Genomic DNA, 20,620 nt, shown 5'->3' with positions numbered 1-20,620 from the left:
GAAGGGCTGTGCCGCGGTGCGCCCCCACTCGACCCTGCCCGCACTGTGGGCGCGTATGCGAAGGGAGGACCGTGACCTTCGGATTCGCTCCGTCCGCAGCCACATCGCTCGCCAACCCGGCCGACTCTCCCAGCCGGCTCGCCCGCATGCTCGAACCCGCCGAGTGGGCAGCGGCGGGGATCCCGTTGCTGCGCAACCCCCGCGAGATCGTCAGCGGCCTGCACGCCCGCCACCGGCCGACGCCGGCGACCGCGGTCGTCGCCGTCCTCGACCACGAGGAGCGGCTCACCGCCAGTGCCTCGTTCACCCGGCGGCCCGTGGCCTCGGACGGCTGGGAGTTCCGCAACTCGCTGCTCGCGCACCTGCGCCGGGTCATCCCGCACGACCTGCGGCGCCGCACCCCGGTGCGCACCGCGGTGCTGCTCTACTGCCGTGAGGGCGACGAGCGCTGGACGGAGGAGGACGGGGCCTGGATGTGGGGCCTGCGCGACGCATGCACCCTGCACGGGCTGCGCTGCGGCGCGTACATCACGCTGACCGAGAGCGGCTGGCAGGTGCTGGGCGAAGGCCGCGGGGGCCGGCGTCCCCACTCCCTGTCGGAGCCGGGCGACCTCGCGGACACCTCGGCCGACGTGGGGCTGCCCGCCCCACGGACCGCCGGCGGCGCGGCCGAGCCCTTGCGCCGCACAGCGGCACGCTGAGGACCGCCTCCTCACCGGACGGCGGCACGCGGCACGCTGAGGACGGTCCACCGGACGGCGGCACGCGGCACGCCGAGGACGGCCTCCTCACCGGACGGCAGCACGCCGAGGACGAGCCCCCGACGCCACGGGAGCACGCTCGGCGGTCCGCTGCCGCGCCCCGGCGCAGGGAGTGCGCCGGGCGGGGCCACCGGGCCCCACCACCCCCGCCCCGGCGTCAGACGCCCGCGGCCAGCACGGAGTTGATCCGCTCCGGGTCGCCGCAGACGATCAGCAGCGCACCCGCCCGCGTCATCGCGGCGGGCAGCGCCCGGGCGGCCACCTCGGCGTCGCCGCCGTTGACGGCCACGACCACCACGGGCCGCTGCGCGGCACGCTCCACGGCGGAAGCGTCGGCGAAGAAGACGTCGTCGCGGGCGTCGTGCTGCGCCCAGTAGGCGGCGTCACCGAAGGACAACTCGTGCGTCGCCCAGGGGTGCTGCTCACCGGTGGTGAGGACCAGGATGTCGCCCGGAGCCCGACCGGTCTCGAGCAGCAGGTCCACGGCCTCCTCGGCCGCGTCCAGCGCGCCGGCCGGCGGAGTGGGGATCAGCTGGATCTGCGGCCGGGCCGGGGACGCGGAACGATTCTCCGGTCCGGGCGGGGACGACGGGGAGGCGGCAGGCGAAGGGACCGGGCCGGCACCGCTGTGCGGGCGCGGCGCCGGAGGCGTGGGCCTGGCGGGAGCGGGGCCCGGACGGCCGGGACGCGGCGAGGCCGCGGTACGCGGACCGGGTACGGGACGGGGGGTCGGCGCGGGGCGGCCGGCGGCCGGAGTGGCGCGGGGACCCTGGGCACTCTCGTGAATCTGAGGCTCCTCGGGGATGAGAGGCATGAATGGATGTCTATCAAACGCCGGTGCGAACGGCATCGGCGGGTGGCGCATATACGCGGCACGGCTGTTCAGCCGGGAAGTGCCGGAGGGTTCAGAACTCGAAGCCCAGTTGGCCCCCGCTTTCCAGTGCGGCCGCCTCTGCGGAGATACGGACCTTCTTGAGGTGCTTCCACTGCGGCAGCGCGTCCAGGTACGCCCACGTGAGGCGGTGGTACGGCGTCGGCCCCCACTCCCGCAGCGCCGCCTTGTGCACCGGGGAGGGGTAACCCGCGTTGGCCGCGAACCCGAACGGCGCGTACTGCGCGGACTCCGCTTCCAGTTCGGCCATCATCGCGTCCCGCCGCACCTTGGCGATCACCGAGGCCGCCGCGACGGCGACGCAGGACTGGTCGCCCTTGATCACCGTACGAACCTGCCAGGGGCTGCCGAGGTAGTCGTGCTTGCCGTCGAGGATCACCGCGTCGGGCCGCACCGGGAGACCGTCCAGAGCGCGGACCGCCGCGAGCCGAAGCGCCGCGGTCATGCCGAGCTCGTCGATCTCCTCGGGTGAGGAGTGGCCGAGCGCGTACGACGTCACCCACTTCTCCAGCTCCTCGGCGAGCTCACCGCGGCGCTTGGGGGTGATGAGCTTGGAGTCGGTGAGGCCGAGAGGGGGCCGGCGCAGTCCGGTGATCGCGGCGCAGACCGTGACGGGCCCGGCCCACGCCCCGCGTCCGACTTCGTCGACTCCGGCGATGATCTTGGCGCCGGTGGTCGCCCGGATCGAGCGCTCGACGGTGTGGGTGGGTGGTTCGTACGGCATGGCGCCAGATAGGTTACGCCGCCCGGCCCCGCCTGCAACACCCGGATTGCGATCTCGCCGACGACCGCCTCCGGCCGGCCCTTCGCGGGGCGGTGCCACCAGGCCACGACACGGTCCCGGACCAGGCCGGAGCCCGGGCCCGGGCCGCGAGCCGGACGCAGGGCCGGGGGACCGCGGAGCCCCGGCGTCCGGTTCGACGCCCCCGCCCGCACCGGCCCGGCAGCCGGTTCGTGACGCTTGCCATCAGCCGCCGACCGCAGCAGCGGCGACACCATCACCCGGTCGATCATCTCCGCGATGCCGGCAGCGGTCGATTCACTGCCGCACACCTTTGCCCGATACATCAGAATGGCCGGAATCACACCCCTGGCCATGTCGTCCGTCGCGTCCGCCGCCCGGGCATCTCCGCGCTCGCTTCCGCGACGTACGGCTTGGCGGAGGACCTCCGTGGAGGGCTCGCTCACACCACTGACGATCACCGCAGGGCATTGCTGGACCGTCGCGCTGTCGCACTCGTGAAGCACCGAAGACAGAGCACAGCCGGCCTGGAGGACATCACGTCGCGCAGGCGCCGACAGAGCTCGTACAGGTCGTCGGGCACGCTCCCGTGGTCAGGAGCGTGCCCGGACGCCGGGAGTCCGATGCCCAGCGCCTCCACGACGAGGCCCTCCTCGGAGGGCGGGCGCCGGTGACGGCGGCCTTGCCGGTCCGCGCACCGGCAGCGGCTCCCGCCATGGTCAGGCCGTTCCAGCCGACGATGCATCACTGCTCCAGGGCGGCTGCGAGAATGGCCTGTTCCAGCTCTCCGTCGAAACACAGGTCACTCCTGGCCAGGCCGTCGCGAGGGTCGCCCCGGCATCGCTCTGACCGTCATCACGGCCTGCCAGTCGATCGTCATCCGCGTACGCAGGAGTGACCCGGCGGCGCTCAGCGACACGGCGGAGGCTTCTCAGGGGCCGCTGTACGGGCCCTGCGGGCCGTGCGGGACGTACTCGCCGGACTCCCCGGATTCGACGCCGTCACCGTCGCCGTACTCGTCCTCGATGTCGTTGCGCTCCGGCGTGCAGGAGTAGCCGACGGTGGAGACGGCCCGTTCGGCGAGGACGGCCCGGGCCCGGTGCTCGCCCCAACTCGTCGCGTACCAGGGCTCGTCCTGCCCCTCCAGCTCAGCCTCGATGATGCGGAGGGCGCAGGAACGCAGCGGCTCGGGCAGCCGGTCGAGAGCCGGTACGGCGTCGGCCGACAGGCCGTCCAGGTACCCGACGTCGATCTTGCCCGTCGTCTCGTACCGCTGCACGTTCCGCTCCGCGACCAGCGCGTCCGGCGACATCAGCCCGAAGGCGAGGACTCCCGCGGCGGCGCTCGCGGCGACGGCACGCGGCAGCGGCAGCCGGCGCGCGCCGAGGGCGCCGGCGATCATGATGAGCACGATGACGACGCCGAGCCAGAGCTCCATCGCGGCCACGGATATCCGCAGCCGCGTCAGCCCGTACGCGTCGACGTAGAGGTCCATGCGGCGCAGTGCCGACGCGACCACGACCAGGGTCAGCAGACACAGGGAGCCGAGGACGGAGCGGACCAGGGTGCGGTCGCGCGTGCCCCCGCGCGGCGCCCAGCGCAGGGCGAAGGCGATGACCACGAGCGTGAGCAGCGTGGCCCACAGCAGTTGCCAGAAGCCCTGTCGTGCGTACGCGGCGTAGGTCAGGCCGGTTTCGCTGAGGACCCTCTCGTACCCGCCGAAGAGCACGGCGAGCTGAACGGTGTTGAAGACGGCGAACAGCAGGTTGAGCACGATCAGCGGAAGTGCCCACTCCAGTCGGCCGCGGGGCCGCCCCGGACGCGCTTCCAGGCGGTCCCAGCGCAGCGGGGCGGCGGCGGTACGCGCGGCGGCGAGCGCGCCGACGAGACCGAGTACGAAGAGGGAGAGGCGCAGGGGCACGTCGGCGACCGAGTCGATGTCCGGCATCAGGGAGCCGAGGAGGTCGGCGAAGGCGGCGTCGGCCCCCGCGAACAGTGCCCCGAACACCACGAGGAGCCCCGCGGCCACCGCGGTCGTACGCAGGACCGGGCCCCAACGGCCGTGCGAGCCGTCGGCGCGGTCGCGCAGCCCGCGCCAGCCCCAGCCGACGCCCGAGGCCACGGACTCGGCGAGCCCGATCGGCCCGAAGATGATGCCCCGCCACGTGCGGCTGCCGTGCAGGGCGAGCGAGCCCATCGCGACGGCGGTGGCGACGGCGAGGAACGTCGGCCAGCCGGCGTCGCGGAGCGCGGGCACCACCAGAAGGGCCAGGCCGCCGGTGCCCCAGACCACGGTCCACGGGCGGAGCCGGCGCCCGGCGGCGCTCGCGGCGAAGTACGCGGCGAGCGCAGCGGGTATCGCGACGAGGAGCAGGTTGAGGCCGAGGCCGTCCCCGAGCAGTACGGCACTGAGTACGGCCGCGGCCAGGACGGACCAGAGGGTGGCCGTCGGCACGGAGCGGGGTGCCTCGGGGCGGATGCGCGCGAGCCACGACACCGGCGGGGGCGTGGAAGGGCCGCCCCAGGGGTTGGGCGGCGCCGGCATCGAGGGCCTGGCCGGAGCGGCGGGCCCGGCCGGAGCGGCGGGCCTGTCCGGCGTCGGGGAGGCGGGCTGGTCCGGCGTCGGGGAGGCGGCCGGGCCCGCGGCCCCGGACCGGGCCCTGGGGCGCGACGGCGGGGGCGTGTCCTGCGGCGGCGGAGCCGACGGTTCGGGCGATGCGGACGGTGTATCTGGCATGGGACCCCCCTCCTGACCGGTCCCGGACAGGTCGGCTCGCCACGGCGCTGAGGTGAGAGGCGGCTGAGGCAACTGAGGCGACGTACGGGGCACGGTGTCTTCGCCGCGCGCTTGTCATGATCAACGCGACGGCGTGGCGGAAAGGGTAGCCCTGAACACGCTGCCCGCCGCGGGGTGGCCCGGTGCTGTGGCAGGACCGTGACACTGGGCGGTACGCGCCGCCGGGCATACGCGCGGCCGGCCTGCTGACCGGCAGGCACCCGCCCGCCGGCCGTCGGCCGGGGCACTCCGGCCGCTGCCGGTGGCGTCAGCCCGGCGTCTGTCAGCCGGCGACGTCCGCCCGCGGCCATCAGCCGGTGACCTGGTGCCGGGCGCGACCTCAGCCGGTCGGGCCCGCGGGGAGCCAGTCGGGAAGCTCCTCCGTCCGCGCCAGCCACTGCGCGGGCGGCGCCCCACCCTCCGCGGCGGCCACCACTCCCCCGGCGATGGCGCAGGTCGTGTCGACGTCACCGCCGACCTGGGCGGTCGTCCAGAAGGCCTGCTCGAAGTCGCCCAGGGCGCGCGCCGCCGACCACAGGGCGAACGGGACCGTGTCGTGCGCGCTGGTACGCCGACCGCAGCCGAGCACCGCGGCCACGGTCCCGCTGTCGCCGTAGTCGAGCATGTCCCGGGCCCGGCGCAGGCCAGCGCCCACCGCGCTGCGCGGCACCAGCGCGATGACGCCGTCGAGGAGCTCCTCGGGCTTGGGAGGCCCGTCGGGAGCGGCCGCGAGGGCGGCGGCCGCGGCCACCGCCATGCAGCCCACCACGGCCTCGCGGTGCTGGTGGGTGGTGTACGACGAAATCTCCGCCTGGTGCGTGGCCTGCTCGGGGTCGTCGGCGTACCAGGCCCCGAGCGGGGCGATCCGCATGGCCGCGCCGTTGCCCCAGGAGCCCTGGCCCTTGAAGAGACCGGCGGCCAGCTCGCGCCAGTCGCCGCCTTCCCGGACCAGCCGGAGCATCCGGTTGACGGCGGGGCCGTAGCCACGGTCGAAGTCATGGTGCTCGGCGAAGGAGCGGGCGAGCGCGTCCTGGTCGACCCTGCCGTGCTCGGCGAGCACGGCGAGCACGGAACAGGCCATCTCGGTGTCGTCGGTCCACTGCCAGAGGCCGGGCGGGAGCTCACGCCTCTTCAGCAGGGGGTAGTGGACGGGGACGAAGAACTGGGAGCCCAGGGCGTCTCCCACGGCCAGGCCGCGCAGGCTGGCCAGGGCGCGTCGGAAGCGCCCGTCGAGCGAGTCGAGAGAGGAGTCAGCGGTCATCGCACTGCCACTCTATCCGGTGATGCTCTGCGGTTCAGGGGTCCGCGGCGCTCGTACGGGTGGTGCGGCGCGCCGCAGGCCGGAAGCCGTCCCCTCGCGAGGCGGGAGCCCGGAAGGCGCCGTCCGAAGGGCGTGGAGTCCGAGGAGACCCGGGACAGCGCCCCCGGCAGCCCCCGCAGGACCCGGGGAAGCGCCCCCGGGCAGCCTCAGGCCGCCCGCCGGGGGCTGCCGGGGGCGGCTCCTCACACCGTCCAGGCCGGCTCCAGGTCCACGACGTCCCCCGTCAGCGCCGCCACGTCCGCCTCGATCTGCGCGCGCAGCGCCAGGCGCTCCACCCGCTCCGCGCGGTACTTGCCGTGCTCGGCCGCCGACTTCCACATCGACAGCACCAGGAACTCGTTGCCCGGCGCCTCGCCGAACAGCCCGCGCAGCATCCCGGGCGATCCGGCCATGGCCGGGTTCCACACCTTCTCCTGCATCAGCGCGAAGTGCTCGACCCGCTCCTCGTGGACCCTGCTGTGGGCGACCCGGACCACATCGGCGTCGGTGAACCGCGGCTCGAAGCCCAGCTTCACGTCGAAGCGGTGGTCGAACAGCTTGGCCTGCAGGTTCTTGTACGTGCCCGACTGGGAGGCCGCCAGCCGGTCGTGCGACCGCGCCATGAAGGAGTCGTAGAAGGCCCGGCTCTCCCAGAAGGCGAAGACATGGGCCACACCGGGCCGCGAGCGGCTCCAGCCGCCGCCCTGCCCCCGGAACCCCGGCTCACCGAGCAGCCCCGCCCACTTCCGCTGCCCCCGCTCGAACCCACGACGGTCCACCACGGTGCAGCGAATCCACTTGACCAGCACCGCGCCATCGTACGGCCGGGGAACGTGGCGCGGGTCACGCTCCGGCAGACCGGGCCCGCGCGGGGGCGGCCTCGTCCACCACCGCGCCCGCGCGCTCATCCACGACCACATGATCCGTGCCGAAGCCCGTGACACCATGGCTAAGGAGCCGGGGGCCACGGGGAGTTGACCCGGTCCGACGAGAGAGGGGAATCCGGTGAGCAGTGTGAACAAGGGCGTCGAGAAGGTCGAGGTGACGCTCAAGTGGGACCCGAGCCCCGCCGGCGCACCGGACCACGATCTCGACATCATCGCCGCGGTCTACCGGGAGGACGACCCCTATGGGGAGCCGGCCTACCTGGTGCACTTCGGCAGCCGCTCCCCGGACGGCACGATCACCCTCAACAGGGACAGCAGGACGGGCCAGGGATTCGGGGCCGACGAGCTCATGACGCTCGAGCTGTTCCGGCTCGCCCCGGTGTACACGCGCGTGGTGGTGGGTGTGGCCATACAGCAGGGCGACGGCCGCGTCGCCTTCGCCGACGTGTCCGGAGCGCACGTGCTCGTGCGGCAGGGTTACCGGGACCTGGAGGGTCACGATTTCCACGACGTCCAGGAGGCGACCGCCGCGACCGTCGTCGAGTTCGTCCGGGACGGAGCGGGCGGCTGGGAGTACCGCCGCACGGTGCGCGGCTTCGACGCCGACCCGCAGGCCTTCACACGCCTGATGGGCGCCCGGCAGGACTGACCCGTACGGCACACGCACGCGCACACGCACACGCACACGGACACGGATACGCGGACGCCCGCGGGGCGTGGCCCGGGCATTCCACCGGTTCCACGCCCCGCGGGCGCTCGAAGCTCAGGGTCCCGTGGCTCGCGGCCCCGGGGGTCGGGGGCCCTCGTGCTCACGAGGACCCCCTGCGCCCCGTGCGTCAGCTGCAGCCGCTGGTCGAGCCGCAGCCCTCGCAGATGTAGCAGGAGCCGGCCCGCTGCATCTTCGTACCGCAGGAGAAGCACAGCGGGGCGTCCGCGCTGATGCCGAGCTGCATCTCGACGAGCTCCGCCGAGGTGTGCGCCTGCTTCGGGGCCGGGACCTCGGCCTTGGCCGGCGTGGCCGCGACGGTCTTGGGCGCCTCCTGCTGGCGGGGCGCCGACTGGGCGAGACCCTCGACGTCCACGTCGACATCGTCGACGGACTGCTCGTACGAACCGGTCTCCAGGTGGCGCTGCCGCTCCTCGGCCGAGTGGATGCCGAGCGCCGAGCGGGTCTCGAAGGGCAGGAAGTCCAGCGCCAGGCGGCGGAAGATGTAGTCGACGATCGACTGCGCCATCCGCACGTCCGGGTCGTCCGTCATGCCGGCCGGCTCGAAGCGCATGTTGGTGAACTTCGAGACGTACGTCTCCAGGGGCACGCCGTACTGCAGACCGACCGAGACGGCGATGGAGAAGGCGTCCATCATGCCCGCGAGCGTCGAACCCTGCTTGGACATCTTCAGGAAGACCTCGCCGAGACCGTCGTCCGGGTAGGAGTTGGCGGTCATGTAGCCCTCGGCGCCGCCCACCGTGAAGGAGGTGGTGATGCCGGGACGGCCCTTGGGGAGGCGCTTGCGGACGGGGCGGTACTCGACGACCTTCTCGACCGCCGCGCGGATCGTCTCCTCGGCCTTCTCGGTGACCTCCGCCTTCTCCTGCTCCTTCTTCTTCGCGGAGAGGGGCTGGCCGACCTTGCAGTTGTCGCGGTAGATGGCGAGCGCCTTGACGCCCATCTTCCACGCCTCGAAGTAGACCTCTTCCACGTCCTCGACGGTGGCCGTCTCGGGGAGGTTGACCGTCTTGGAGAGCGCGCCGGAGATCCAGGGCTGGATGGCGGCCATCATGCGGACGTGGCCCATCGCGGAGATGGAACGCTCGCCCATGGCGCAGTCGAAGACCTCGTAGTGCTCCTGCTTGAGGCCGGGGGCGTCGATCACGTTGCCGTGCTCGGCGATGTGGGCGACGATCGCCTCGATCTGCTCCTCCTGGTAACCCAGGCGGCGCAGGGCCTGCGGCACGGTGCCGTTGACGATCTGCATGGAGCCGCCGCCGACCAGCTTCTTGAACTTGACCAGGGCGAGGTCCGGCTCCAGGCCGGTGGTGTCGCAGGACATCGCCAGACCGATGGTGCCGGTCGGGGCGATGACGGACGCCTGGGAGTTACGGAAACCGTTCTTCTCACCGAGGCGGATCACGTCCTGCCAGGCCTCCGTCGCGGCGGCCCAGATCGGGGTGTCCAGGTCGTCCATGCGGACGGCCTTGGCGTTGGCGTCGGAGTGCTGCTTCATGACGCGCTTGTGCGGCTCGGCGTTGAGGGCGTAGCCGTCGTACGGGCCGACGACCGCGGCCAGCTCGGCGGAGCGGCGGTAGGAGGTGGCCGTCATCAGCGAGGTGATGGCGCCGGCCAGCGCGCGGCCGCCGTCGGAGTCGTACGCGTGGCCCGTGGCCATCAGCAGGGCGCCGAGGTTGGCGTAGCCGATGCCCAGCTGGCGGAAGGCGCGGGTGTTCTCGCCGATCTTCTGGGTCGGGAAGTCCGCGAAGCAGATGGAGATGTCCATCGCGGTGATGACCAGCTCGACGACCTTGGCGAAGCGCTCGGAGTCGAACGACTGGCGGCCCTTGCCGTCGTCCTTGAGGAACTTCATCAGGTTCAGCGAGGCCAGGTTGCACGAGGTGTTGTCCAGGTGCATGTACTCGCTGCACGGGTTCGAGCCGTTGATGCGGCCGGACTCCGGGCACGTGTGCCAGTGGTTGATCGTGTCGTCGTACTGGATGCCGGGGTCGGCGCAGGCCCAGGCGGCCTCGGCCATCTTGCGGAAGAGCGCCTTGGCGTCGACCTCCTCGATGACCTCGCCGGTCATGCGGGCACGCAGGCCGAACTTGCTGCCGGACTCCACGGCCTTCATGAACTCGTCGTTCACGCGGACGGAGTTGTTGGCGTTCTGGTACTGGACGGACGTGATGTCGTCGCCGCCCAGGTCCATGTCGAAGCCCGCGTCGCGCAGGGCGCGGATCTTCTCCTCCTCCTTGACCTTGGTCTCGATGAAGTCCTCGATGTCGGGGTGGTCGACGTCGAGGATGACCATCTTGGCCGCGCGGCGGGTGGCACCACCGGACTTGATCGTTCCGGCGGAGGCGTCCGCACCGCGCATGAAGGAGACCGGGCCGGAGGCGTTGCCGCCGGAGGAGAGCAGCTCCTTGGAGGAGCGGATGCGGGAGAGGTTCAGGCCGGCGCCGGAGCCGCCCTTGAAGATCATGCCCTCTTCCTTGTACCAGTCGAGGATCGACTCCATGGAGTCGTCGACGGACAGGATGAAGCAGGCGGAAACCTGCTGGGGCTGCGGCGTGCCGACGTTGAACCACACCGGGGAGTTGAAGCTGAAGATCTGGTGCAGGAGGGCGTAGGCCAGTTCGTGCTCGAAGATCTCGGCGTCGGCGGGCGAGGCGAAGTAGTTGTAGTCCTCCCCGGCCTTGCGGTACGTCTTCACGATCCGGTCGATCAGCTGCTTCAGACCGGTCTCGCGCTGCGGGGTGCCGACGGCCCCGCGGAAGTACTTGCTGGTGACGATGTTGACCGCATTCACCGACCAGAAGTCGGGGAACTCGACGCCACGCTGCTCGAAGTTGACCGAGCCGTCGCGCCAGTTGGTCATGACGACGTCACGGCGCTCCCAGGTGACCTCGTCGTACGGGTGCACGCCGGGGGTCGTGTGGATGCGCTCGATACGCAGGCCCTTGCTCACCTTGGCTCCCTTGGCGCGGGCGCCTCGTGCCGGGCCGCTCGTCGTCTCTGTCATGCCGCCTCCCATATGTGGGCAAAAACGCCCTGAAGTGCCCAGATCTTCCCAAGGCACAGTCTTTGTCTGTTGTCACAGGTGCCACGCACAGCCCCTGCGACAGGTCGTTTGCCGATCGCTACCGATCGGTGCGGATCGCCACCGTTCGCCGGACGGGGCGATCAGTCGGCGGCGCTCGCGGGCACCGGGACCTCTGGGGTCGCACCGGGCCCGCGCACGTCCGCGGGTGGCCGCTGTTCGCGGAGCTCCGCGATGGCGGCCTCGAAGTCCTCGAGCGAGTCGAACGCGCGGTACACGGACGCGAAGCGCAGGTACGCGACGAGGTCGAGCTCCTGCAGCGGGCCCAGTATGGCCAGTCCGACGTCGTGGGTGGTCAGCTCCGCGCTGCCGGTGGCACGCACCGCCTCCTCGACCCGCTGGCCGAGCTGGGCCAGGGCGTCCTCGGTGACAGGCCGCCCCTGGCATGCCTTGCGGACACCGTTGATGACCTTGGTCCGACTGAAGGGCTCGGTCACCCCGCTGCGCTTGATCACCATCAGTGAGCACGTCTCCACCGTGGTGAAACGGCGGGAGCAGTCGGGACACTGGCGGCGGCGCCGGATGGACGTCCCGTCGTCGGTGGTGCGACTGTCCACGACGCGACTGTCGGGGTGCCTGCAGAAGGGGCAGTGCATGGCTCCCCTCCCTCCTTCACAGCACGACTGAATAGCCTCGCCAGGGCCCGTCGGGCCCCTCGAAGCAGCCCTAAGCATAGGCGATCGCCACACCCCCGAAGGACCCGGGGACCACAACTTCTGGGCGGCCGGGGCAATACAACCACTAGATCTGGGGTCCGGTCGGTCAATCCACGCCTACCGCGTGTCGCGGGCCGGGCACCTACCGAACCGACATGGAACCAGAAACGACGCATGCCCGCGCACAACGAATCGAACCCGAGTGCGCGGGAGAGCGGCACGCCCCGCACACGGCCGGGCGAACGGCACCGGGCTCCGAAGCAAGCACTCCCCGCGGGGAGCGCGGGCGGCCCCCGCGCGGTCCGGGGACCAGGAGGTCCGATGGGCGGAGCCGGCCGGCGCCGGACGGGAGGGACGCCGGACACGCTGCGTGACCGGCATGCGGTCACCAGCGGCGGCGGCCACGAGCCTACGGGACGGGCGCGGCGCCCCGGATCCGGGGTCACCGGATGACAGACTGGGCGCCTCACCCCCGCCTCACCGGGCGTCGGCGGCGAGCGTTACCTTGAGGGCCCGACATGCCACCGCACCGAGGGCCCACGAGGGCACGAAGGGTCGCACATACACCTCGCCAGACGTACACGTAAGCCAATCCGCGATTTTTCACTCGAACGTGTGTTTGGCGCAACCTTTCGAAAGCTACTACCGTTGTCCGGCTAGGGAGACCATTCGAGAGGGGCCGACGTGACCACCACCGCAGACAGTGCCGCCATCACTGCCCAGGACCGCTCCCAGAGCCGACTCGAGCCGGTACATGCCATGAATGACGCGATCACGAACGCGGAGGGGCCCAAGCCCTCCCGCTCGCTGCCCGGCCGACCTCCCGGCATCCGGGCGGACAGCTCCGGACTCACGGACCGGCAGAGGCGCGTCATCGAGGTCATCCGCGACTCGGTGCAGCGGCGCGGGTACCCGCCGTCGATGCGGGAGATCGGCCAGGCGGTCGGGCTCTCCAGCACGTCGTCCGTCGCCCACCAGCTGATGGCTCTGGAGCGCAAGGGCTTCCTGCGCCGCGACCCGCACCGCCCCAGGGCGTACGAGGTCCGCGGCTCCGACCAGCCCAGCACGCAGCCCACGGACACGACCGGCAAGCCCGCCGCGTCGTACGTCCCCCTGGTCGGCCGGATCGCCGCCGGTGGGCCGATCCTGGCGGAGGAGTCGGTGGAGGACGTCTTCCCCCTGCCTCGCCAGCTCGTCGGTGACGGTGAGCTCTTCGTCCTCAAGGTCGTCGGCGACTCGATGATCGAGGCGGCCATCTGCGACGGCGACTGGGTGACCGTGCGCCGCCAGCCGGTCGCGGAGAACGGCGACATCGTGGCCGCCATGCTGGACGGCGAGGCCACGGTCAAGCGCTTCAAGCGGGAGGACGGCCACGTCTGGCTGCTCCCGCACAACGCGGCGTACCAGCCGATCCCCGGTGACGAGGCCACGATCCTCGGCAAGGTGGTGGCGGTGCTGCGGCGGGTCTGACTTCTCCCCGCCGCCCCTGACGGCCCCGGGACCCACTGCGCCGGTCCCGGGGTCCAGCTATGTCCGCGGAGCCGGAGTCCAGCTCCGCGCGGAGCCCGAGCCGCGCGGTGAACGGGAAGCCCTCTGCTTGCTGCACACGGCCCCATGTCGCCGCAGGCACAGCCCGGCCACCGCGTGCCCCGCCCCACGCGGCCCCTAGGCCCTGTCGTCAGATTCCCGTCGTCGCCCGAAGGGCGGCCCTGCGGCGTCAGGTGCGTGGTCTCGGTGTGCCGGGCCCTGACCCTCGTACTGGATGTACTCGGGTCCGGGCCCGGTGCGGCGAGAGTGCGTGCATGGCGTCGCGGGGCAGACGGGAATGTGACGACGGGGCCTAGCCCCCGGGGACCGGCTCAGGCCGCCTCTCCGACGCCGCGCCGCGCGAGGGGCCACGCCGTCGCGCGGGCGGCTGAGCCCGGGCGGACCCGCGCGGCTACGCGCCCTCGGCCTTCGCCTTCGCGGCGGCGTCGATCGCGGCGAGCGAGCGCCGCACCTGATTGCGGTCCGTGGTGTACCAGAAGTCCGGCAGCGAGGCCCGCAGGTAGCTGCCGTACCGGGCGGTGGCCAGGCGCGGGTCCAGCACGGCCACCACGCCCCGGTCCCCCGTCGCCCGCACCAGGCGGCCCGCCCCCTGCGCCATGAGCAGGGCGGCATGGGTGGCGGCCACAGCCATGAAGCCGTTGCCCCCGGCCTCCTCCACCGCCTTCTGCCGGGCGCTCATCAGCGGATCGTCCGGGCGCGGGAACGGAATGCGGTCCATGACCACGAGCTGGCAGTTCGGACCCGGCACGTCCACGCCCTGCCACAGGGAGAGGGTGCCGAACAGACAGGTCTCCGGGTCGCCGGCGAAGGTCTTGATCAGTTCGCCGAGGGTGTCCTCGCCCTGCAGCAGGATCGGCTTGTCGAGCCGTCCGCGCAGTTCCTCGGCAGCCGCCTGGGCCGCCCGCATGGAGGAGAACAGCCCGAGGGTGCGGCCGCCGGCGGCCTCCACCAGCTCGGCGAGCTCGTCCATCATGTCGGTGCGGCTGCCCTCGCGGCCCGGAGTGGCCAGGTGCCGCGCGACGTACAGGATGCCCTGCTTCGGATAGTCGAAGGGCGAGCCGACGTCGATGCCCTTCCAGACGGGTACGTCCTCGCCCTCCGTACCCTCCGGAGCCAGCCCGAGGGACGCACCCACGCCGTTGAAGTCACCGCCCAGCTTGAGCGTCGCCGACGTGAGCACGACCGACCGGTCCGCGAACAGCTTCTCCCGCAGCAGCCCCGACACGGACAGTGGCGCGACGCGCAGCGAGGCCCCGAAACGGTCATGGCGCTCGTACCAGACGACGTCGTACTCGGAGCCGTCGGTGATGCGCTCGGCCACGTCGTGGATGGTCTCCACCGAGGCCAGGGCCTGCTTGCGGACCGCGTCCTCGTCCTGCACGGACCGGTCGCGCGTCGAGCCGAGCGCCGAGATGACGGCGCGGGCGGCGTCACGCAGCGCCATCAGGGCGTACGCGAGGTCCTCCGGGATCTCTTCGAGGCGCCCGGGGAGTGCCAGTTCCATCAGCCGCTCGAAGCCCTCGGCGGCGGTCTGCAACTGGTCCGCGACCTTCTCGTCGACGAGCTTGGCGGCTCGGCGCACGGCACGGTTGACCTGGCCGGGGGTGAGTTCGCCGGTGGCGACGCCGGTGACCCGGGACACCAGCTCATGGGCCTCGTCGACGATCAGCACCTCGTGCTGCGGCAGCACCGGGGCGCCCTCGATCGCGTCGATGGCGAGCAGGGCGTGGTTGGTCACCACGACCTCGGCGAGCTTGGCCCGCTCGCGGGCGGCCTCGGCGAAGCACTCCGCCCCGTACGCGCACTTCGACGCGCCCAGGCACTCCCGCGAAGAGACGGACACCTGGGCCCAGGCCCGGTCGGAGACACCCGGCGTCAGATCGTCCCGGTCACCGGTCTCGGTCTCGTCCGACCAGTCCCGCAGCCGGAGCAGGTCCTTGCCCAGCTTGCTGGTGGGCGCCGCGGCCTCGAAGGCGTCGAAGAGACCGTCCTCGTCGTCCTGCGGGACGCCCTCGTGCAGACGGTGCAGGCACAGGTAGTTCGACCGCCCCTTGAGCATGGCGAACTCCGGGCGGCGGCGCAGCTGCGGGTGCAGCGCCTCGACCGTACGCGGCAGGTCCCGCTCGACCAGCTGCCGCTGGAGGGCCAGGGTCGCGGTCGCCACCACGACCCGGTCCCCGTGCGCCAGGGCGGGCACCAGGTAGCCCAGGGACTTGCCGGTGCCGGTGCCGGCCTGGACGAGGAGGTGGGAGCCGTCGTCGATGGCCTGGGCAACGGCCTCGGCCATGGTGACCTGGCCTGGCCGTTCCACGCCGCCGACGGCGGTGACGGCGGCGTGGAGGAGATCGGGGAGGGATGGCTTCGTCATAGCCCGTCCACCCTACGGTGCGGCACTGACAATCCGGTCCCGCCGATCACCGGGACGGCCGTGATCACGCCAGTGGGTTGGGGACGGTGCCGTGGACGGCCGCGTGCGGGCGTTCCGGGCGGTCGCGGTAGCCGTCGAGGTGCAGCCGGTTGCGGTTGAGGCACAGCCGCTCGATGCGGGGCGTGAGCAGGTCGAAGAGCTCGAAACGGTCCTTCAGCTCCGGGAAGCGGGTCTGGTACCTGACGATCTCCGCCCGTACGAGTGACCAGAAGTCACGCTCCGGGACCCCCAGTTGCTCCTCGCACAGGGGGGCCAGGTAGCGGAAGACCCCGATGAAGAGACCGGAATGGATGAACTGGGTCAGGAAGCCCGGGTCCTCGGTGAGCAGGATGGCCCGTACGTCGTCGGGCATCGTCCCGTGCTCCGGCAGCGGGTGCGCGCTGACGTTGATGTCGTCGACGAAGTCCTTGATCGCCAGCCGTACGGGCACGTCCCGGTCGTCGAAGACGACGATGGCGTTCTCGCCGTGCGGGGAGAACACGGTGCCGTAGCGGTGGAGGAAGTGGATCAGCGGCGGCAGCAGGGCCGCGAAGAGGTGCCGGAGCCAGACCGCGGGGGCGAGCCCCGACCTGGCGACGAGCTCTGCGGTGAAGGCGCGGCCGTGCGGATCGGTGTGGAGCAGGGAGGCGAGGGTACGGGCGCGCTCCCCGGGCGGGAGCAGGAGGGGCTCGCGCCAGATCGCCCCGAGGAGCTCCTTGTACTGGTACGGGACCTCGGGCAGGTGGTCGTACAGGGGGTGCTCGACGGTGACGGAGGCGACTTCGCCCAGCAGGATCACCCCGCACTCGTCCCGCAGGAACGGGTCGTTGTCCCGCAGTGCGTGCACCCAGGCGGTGACGGCCGGGGCGGCGAGGGTGCGGGTGGTGGGCAGACCGCGCCAGACCAGGGTGTTGAGGACGGACAGCGGCAGCTTGACGGTGTGGCGGTCCGGGTGGCTGGTGTTGAGGAAGGTGCGCACGGACTGCTGGGGAAGCCGCAGGTCGTTGTCGGTGCCGAGGGGCACGATCCGGTTGTGTGCGATCGCCGGTGCGTAGAGGGGCAGGAGCACCTCGTCCCACTGCCAAGGGTGGACGGGGAGGAGGAGGTAGGCGGCCGGGTCGAGGCCGCGGTCCCGCAGCACGGTGGTGAACGACTCGTGCACGACGGGGTCGAGTTCGCGGGCGTAGAGCTGCTCGGGGCGTTCGAGGCCGGCGACTCCCCGGTAGGCGGCGAGCTCGGTGCTGACGGCGATCCACGGCAGCGGACCCGGTCTGCGGGCTTCGGGTGCCCAGCGGGCGGCGTCGCCGGCGGAGAAGCCGATGCGCCCTTTGTTGAGGACGATCCACGGGTGCCCGGTCTGGTGGCCCTCCAGTTCCGCGTAGCCGAGATCGGCGAGCCGGTCGGCGGTGAGTGCGGTGTGGTCGAGGCGGGTGTCGGCGGCGAGCGTGGTGGTCAGCTCCCGCAGCAGGTGGCCGAGGGTGGCGCCGTCGAGGGAGAGCAGGCCCCGGGCGCGCACGAGGAAGGCGAGCGCGTCCGTGAAGGGGTGCCCGTCGCAGGCGATGGAGTCGGGAGCCACCCGCCAGCTCCCGTACGCGGTGCGGCGTGCGGTGAAGGTGAGGGTGCCGCCGTCGTCGAGCCGGAGCGTGTACGGGTCCCCGGCCGGGGCCGGGGCGGCGGGGGCGCTCGCGGCCGGGGCGGCGGCCGGGGACGGAGCGGGGGGCGCGGCCGGGGGCGGCACGGCGGCGGCCTGCCGGACTGGCTGGATGATCTCTTCGTAGGCGAACTCGCCGATCATCTTGGCGAGCAGGCGGCGCGATACCCGCTCCCACGCCGCGGCGGTCAGCTCGGGCGGTGTGGCCGCCGGCGGGTCGGCCGGGAGCGGGGTGGACGGGGACGGGGCGGACGGATCCGCGGAGTCGGGGACGGCAGGGGACTTCGGCACGTGGACTCCTCGGGGTCGAACCGATGTGGATCGGGCGGTGTGCATAAGACGAAGGGGCGGAGGCGGGGGATGTTCACAGCAGGTGTCGCAGGGCGCGGTCGCGGATCATCAGGGCGGCTCTCTTGTCCGGAAGGTCGAGTTCCGCGCAGAAGCGGAAACCGGCGGTCATGAAGGCGGAGACGGAAGGGGTGTTGCGCAGGTCGGGTTCGGCGATGACACGGGAACAGCTGGGGCGGTGGTCGAGCACGAGGTCGGCGACGGCCCGCAGGAGGGTGGTGCCGAGGCCGCGGCCGCGGTCGGCGACGCCCCCGATGAGGAGGTGGATGCCGGTGTCGTGGAGGCGGGCCGGGTAGTGCCGGGCCAGGGGGTCGAGGTCGGCCCGGTACAGCTCGAAGTAGCTCATGGGGGCGCCGTCGAGGACGCCGAGGCAGGGCACGCTGCGGCCGTCCCCGTCGAGTTGGGTCCGCAGATGGGCAGCGGTGACGGCCGCGGGTCCGGCGAGCTCCCAGAAGGCGGCGACGGCAGGGTCGTTCATCCAGCGGGTGATCAGGGGGAGGTCGCGCTCGATGCGTACGGGTACGAGGCGGAGGACGCCCGCGGGGGTGGTGGCAGTGTCCCAGCCGGCGACTCCGTCGAGGAGATCGCCGTCGGTGGTGGTGTCCTGCGGTGGGTCGACGAGGAGGGGCTGCTCCCCCGCCAGGAGGGCGATGAGCTCGTCGGGCAGCCGCATGTCCAGCGTGTCTTCCGTATCCGCACCGTCGGGTTCCGGCCGGGGCTGGGGACTGAGACCGGTGCCGGTGCCGGTGCCGGTGCCGGTGCTCGCATGGGTGGGAGGCATGGGCGCTCCTCTCGGCGGCTCGGTGGGCCGGGACCGGTTCAGGTGTGCAGGGGGTTGGCGATGGTGACGTAGACGGACTGGGTGTCGACCGGGCCGACGAGTTCGTCCAGGCCGTGCACCCGGGTGAGGAGGTTGGCCTTGCACCGCAGGGTGGGGCTCTCCAGCAGACGGTCCGGCAGGGGGGAGCCGAGGGCGCGGGCGGAGCACAGGAACTGGCGGAAGGCGGCGAGGAGGAGGCGTTCGTCGGCGAGGCGCTGCGCTCCGAACGCCCCGATCAGTCCGAAGACGTTGTTGATGCCGAGGTAGTAGGCGAAGCGCTCGTCGGTGACGGCGTCCGAGACGAAGGTGTCGCTCACGGCGCCGATGCCGGGGAGCCGCTCCTCCAGTGCGGTGCGGTGGGACTCGCGGAAGTAGTAGCCCTGGTTGTCGCGGTAGCGGCCGCCGATGGGCCAGCCGGCCGGGTCGAGGATGACCAGGGTGTTCTGCTGGTGGGCTTCCAGGGCGACCCCGGCGGTGCCGTCCAGCCAGAGCACCGGGCGCACGACGTGGTCGAGGTAGCGCAGGAACCACTCGGCGGCGACCGCTCCGGTGGGCCGGCCGGTGCGGGCGGCGAGCCGGGAGACGGTGGCGGCGAGGCGGGACTGCATGCGGGCGCTGCCGGGCCAGGGGCGTGGGGTGGTGAGGCTCGCGACGCACACGGCGTCGTCGCCGGGGCCGAAGGGGTTGTGGCGGAGCATGACGTCGAGTCCGGGGACGGGCTCGCCGCAGGGGGTGTCGACGGCGAGCCAGGCCGGGTCCCGGACGATGTCGAAGCCGGGGTGGGTGGCCCGCCACTGCCTGGCAAGGCCGGTGCGCATCAGGCGGTGCACTTCGACGCCCCGGTGGAGCTCCTTGCGCAGGTTCTCGCGGCGGGAGTTGGTGATGCGGACGCCGAGGGAGAGCTTGAGCATGGCCGGGGAGCCCGGCCGGTGCACGGTGCGGACGGACGAGGTGGGATACCAGGGGGCGCCGTGCGGGCCCAGGTCGCGGAGGAGGCCTGCGGTCATGAGCTCGGCGACCTGCGGGCGGTGGTGCAGGTCGCGGGCCTGCCAGGGGTGGAGGGGCAGGGCGACGGTGTGGTCGGGGAGGTGCAGGTCCCTGGCGAGCCGGGCGGTGAGCTGTTCCGCGGGCAGGGGGCGGCCCTGTTCGGTCCAGGCGGAGTCGGTGGCGAGGACGGAGCGGTCCACGGCCATCCAGTGCAGGGGGAAGGAGCCGTACAACTCGGGCGAGTAGAGGCGGGCTTCGCCGTCGGAGAGTCCCTCGCGGCTCTTGGGCGTGGGATGGAGGGGGTGGCCGAGCAGGAGGCACTGCTCGCCGGCGAGGAACGGATCGGCGTCGGGCGCGGGCGCGGGCCGGCTGCGGCGGTGGGTGAGGAACGCGGCGGTGCGCCGTGCGGAGTCGGCGACGCGGCCGACGAGGTCGGCACCGTCGTGGTGGCCGGTTCCGCTGCCGTGCGGTGTGTGGTCCGCTCCCGGGGCGGGCTCCCCGCCCGCGTGCACGGCCGGTCCGTAGCGGTGTGCCGCGTCGGGCCCGGGGCCCGCCTGCCGGGTCGCCGTGTGGTGGGCCTCGCGGTTGATCAGGGCTGCGACGGTCACCGCGTCGGCCGGTGCGGCGCTGCGCGGTACGCCTTCGAGGGCGGGCGGCCCGAAGCGGTGCCAGCCGGTCGGGGACCAGTAGTGGACGGGGACGAGCAGGGCGGTGCCGCTGGCGTCGAGCGGGATGCGCAGGGTGCCGCCGGCCGGTTCGGCCAGGTTCTTCTCCCGTACCCAGCAGCGCAGCAGGTTCTCGATGGTCGCCGCGTCCGCCGCGCGCCGGGGGTCCGGGTCGTCCAGGGGGTCCTCGCCGGGCGCGGCGGCGGGGGTGCGCCGCTCGGCGTACGCCCCCGGCTGCTGACGCGGCACCGTCGTCGATTCGACCGCGCGGGGGCCTCGGCTCAGGGGTGTGTGCCCTGCGGGGGACGGGGTGGGCGGGCCGTCGGCGTCGGCTGCTTCGGGTGCGGGGGTGGCGTTCACGAGGGGAC

The 20,620-nt window shown here is 72.6% G+C and carries 15 protein-coding genes; 3 read left to right on the top strand and 12 right to left on the bottom strand.

Annotation, left to right across the window (positions count from 1 at the left end; genetic code table 11):
- Positions 1–71: 71 nt before the first annotated feature.
- A complete protein-coding gene (locus tag ACIA79_RS23630; RefSeq protein ID WP_399430332.1) occupies positions 72–701 on the top strand; it encodes a hypothetical protein in 630 nt (209 codons plus the stop codon).
- Positions 702–712: 11 nt separating this feature from the next.
- Here the strand turns inward: ACIA79_RS23630 and ACIA79_RS23625 are convergent, their stop codons facing one another.
- The 6 genes from ACIA79_RS23625 to ACIA79_RS23600 all read right to left on the bottom strand — a co-directional run bounded on the left by ACIA79_RS23625 (position 713) and on the right by ACIA79_RS23600 (position 7,280).
- The gene (locus ACIA79_RS23625) at positions 713–838 is read right to left on the bottom strand and encodes a hypothetical protein (RefSeq protein WP_399430331.1); all 126 of its coding nucleotides are present in this window, start codon (positions 836–838) and stop codon (positions 713–715) included.
- 80 nt (positions 839–918) lie between these two features.
- Entirely contained in the window at positions 919–1,575 is a 657-nt protein-coding gene (locus tag ACIA79_RS23620) for a hypothetical protein (RefSeq protein WP_399430330.1), read from the bottom strand.
- Positions 1,576–1,666: 91 nt separating this feature from the next.
- Positions 1,667–2,377 (bottom strand): ribonuclease HII, encoded by a 711-nt coding sequence (locus ACIA79_RS23615; RefSeq protein WP_399430329.1) that lies wholly within the window; start codon positions 2,375–2,377, stop codon positions 1,667–1,669.
- 949 nt (positions 2,378–3,326) lie between these two features.
- The gene (locus ACIA79_RS23610) at positions 3,327–5,132 is read right to left on the bottom strand and encodes a DUF4153 domain-containing protein (protein ID WP_399430328.1); all 1,806 of its coding nucleotides are present in this window, start codon (positions 5,130–5,132) and stop codon (positions 3,327–3,329) included.
- Between the two features lie 379 nt (positions 5,133–5,511).
- Positions 5,512–6,432, bottom strand: a complete 921-nt coding sequence (locus ACIA79_RS23605) for an ADP-ribosylglycohydrolase family protein (RefSeq protein ID WP_399430327.1) — start codon at positions 6,430–6,432, stop codon at positions 5,512–5,514.
- Positions 6,433–6,674: 242 nt separating this feature from the next.
- Positions 6,675–7,280: a YdbC family protein gene (locus tag ACIA79_RS23600; RefSeq protein WP_399430326.1), complete on the bottom strand. Its 606-nt coding sequence runs from the start codon at positions 7,278–7,280 to the stop codon at positions 6,675–6,677.
- Between the two features lie 196 nt (positions 7,281–7,476).
- Between ACIA79_RS23600 and ACIA79_RS23595 the strand changes: the two genes are divergently transcribed.
- Positions 7,477–8,007 (top strand): TerD family protein, encoded by a 531-nt coding sequence (locus ACIA79_RS23595; RefSeq protein ID WP_399430325.1) that lies wholly within the window; start codon positions 7,477–7,479, stop codon positions 8,005–8,007.
- Positions 8,008–8,194: 187 nt separating this feature from the next.
- On the opposite strand, the gene ACIA79_RS23590 is transcribed toward ACIA79_RS23595, so the two are convergent.
- Both ACIA79_RS23590 and nrdR read right to left on the bottom strand, forming a co-directional pair.
- Positions 8,195–11,092, bottom strand: a complete 2,898-nt coding sequence (locus tag ACIA79_RS23590; RefSeq protein ID WP_399430324.1) for a vitamin B12-dependent ribonucleotide reductase — start codon at positions 11,090–11,092, stop codon at positions 8,195–8,197.
- 161 nt (positions 11,093–11,253) lie between these two features.
- Entirely contained in the window at positions 11,254–11,766 is a 513-nt protein-coding gene (gene nrdR / locus ACIA79_RS23585; RefSeq protein ID WP_399430323.1) for a transcriptional regulator NrdR, read from the bottom strand.
- A 744-nt stretch (positions 11,767–12,510) separates the two neighbouring features.
- On the opposite strand from nrdR, the gene lexA reads away from it, so the two are divergent.
- The gene (gene lexA / locus ACIA79_RS23580) at positions 12,511–13,296 is read left to right on the top strand and encodes a transcriptional repressor LexA (protein ID WP_399430322.1); all 786 of its coding nucleotides are present in this window, start codon (positions 12,511–12,513) and stop codon (positions 13,294–13,296) included.
- 469 nt (positions 13,297–13,765) lie between these two features.
- Here lexA and ACIA79_RS23575 read toward each other — a convergent pair whose 3' ends face one another.
- From ACIA79_RS23575 to ACIA79_RS23560, 4 genes are all read right to left on the bottom strand, one after another.
- Positions 13,766–15,742 (bottom strand): ATP-dependent DNA helicase, encoded by a 1,977-nt coding sequence (locus tag ACIA79_RS23575; protein WP_399430321.1) that lies wholly within the window; start codon positions 15,740–15,742, stop codon positions 13,766–13,768.
- Between the two features lie 64 nt (positions 15,743–15,806).
- Positions 15,807–17,723 carry an IucA/IucC family protein gene (locus ACIA79_RS23570; RefSeq protein WP_399430320.1) on the bottom strand — a complete coding sequence of 639 codons (1,917 nt, stop codon included), beginning with the start codon at positions 17,721–17,723 and terminating at the stop codon, positions 15,807–15,809.
- Between the two features lie 73 nt (positions 17,724–17,796).
- On the bottom strand, positions 17,797–18,561 hold the full coding sequence (locus tag ACIA79_RS23565) for a GNAT family N-acetyltransferase (RefSeq protein ID WP_399430319.1): 765 nt from the start codon (positions 18,559–18,561) through the stop codon (positions 17,797–17,799).
- A 38-nt stretch (positions 18,562–18,599) separates the two neighbouring features.
- Complete coding sequence (locus ACIA79_RS23560) at positions 18,600–20,612, bottom strand: IucA/IucC family protein (RefSeq protein ID WP_399430318.1); 2,013 nt, start codon at positions 20,610–20,612, stop codon at positions 18,600–18,602.
- Positions 20,613–20,620 lie beyond the last annotated feature (8 nt).

Source organism: Streptomyces sp. NPDC051310 (assembly GCF_044455245.1).
Taxonomy (GTDB): Bacteria; Actinomycetota; Actinomycetes; order Streptomycetales; family Streptomycetaceae; genus Streptomyces.
The sequence above is the reverse complement of the archived record's forward strand: the minus strand, read 5'-3'. Positions and strand labels throughout refer to the sequence as shown.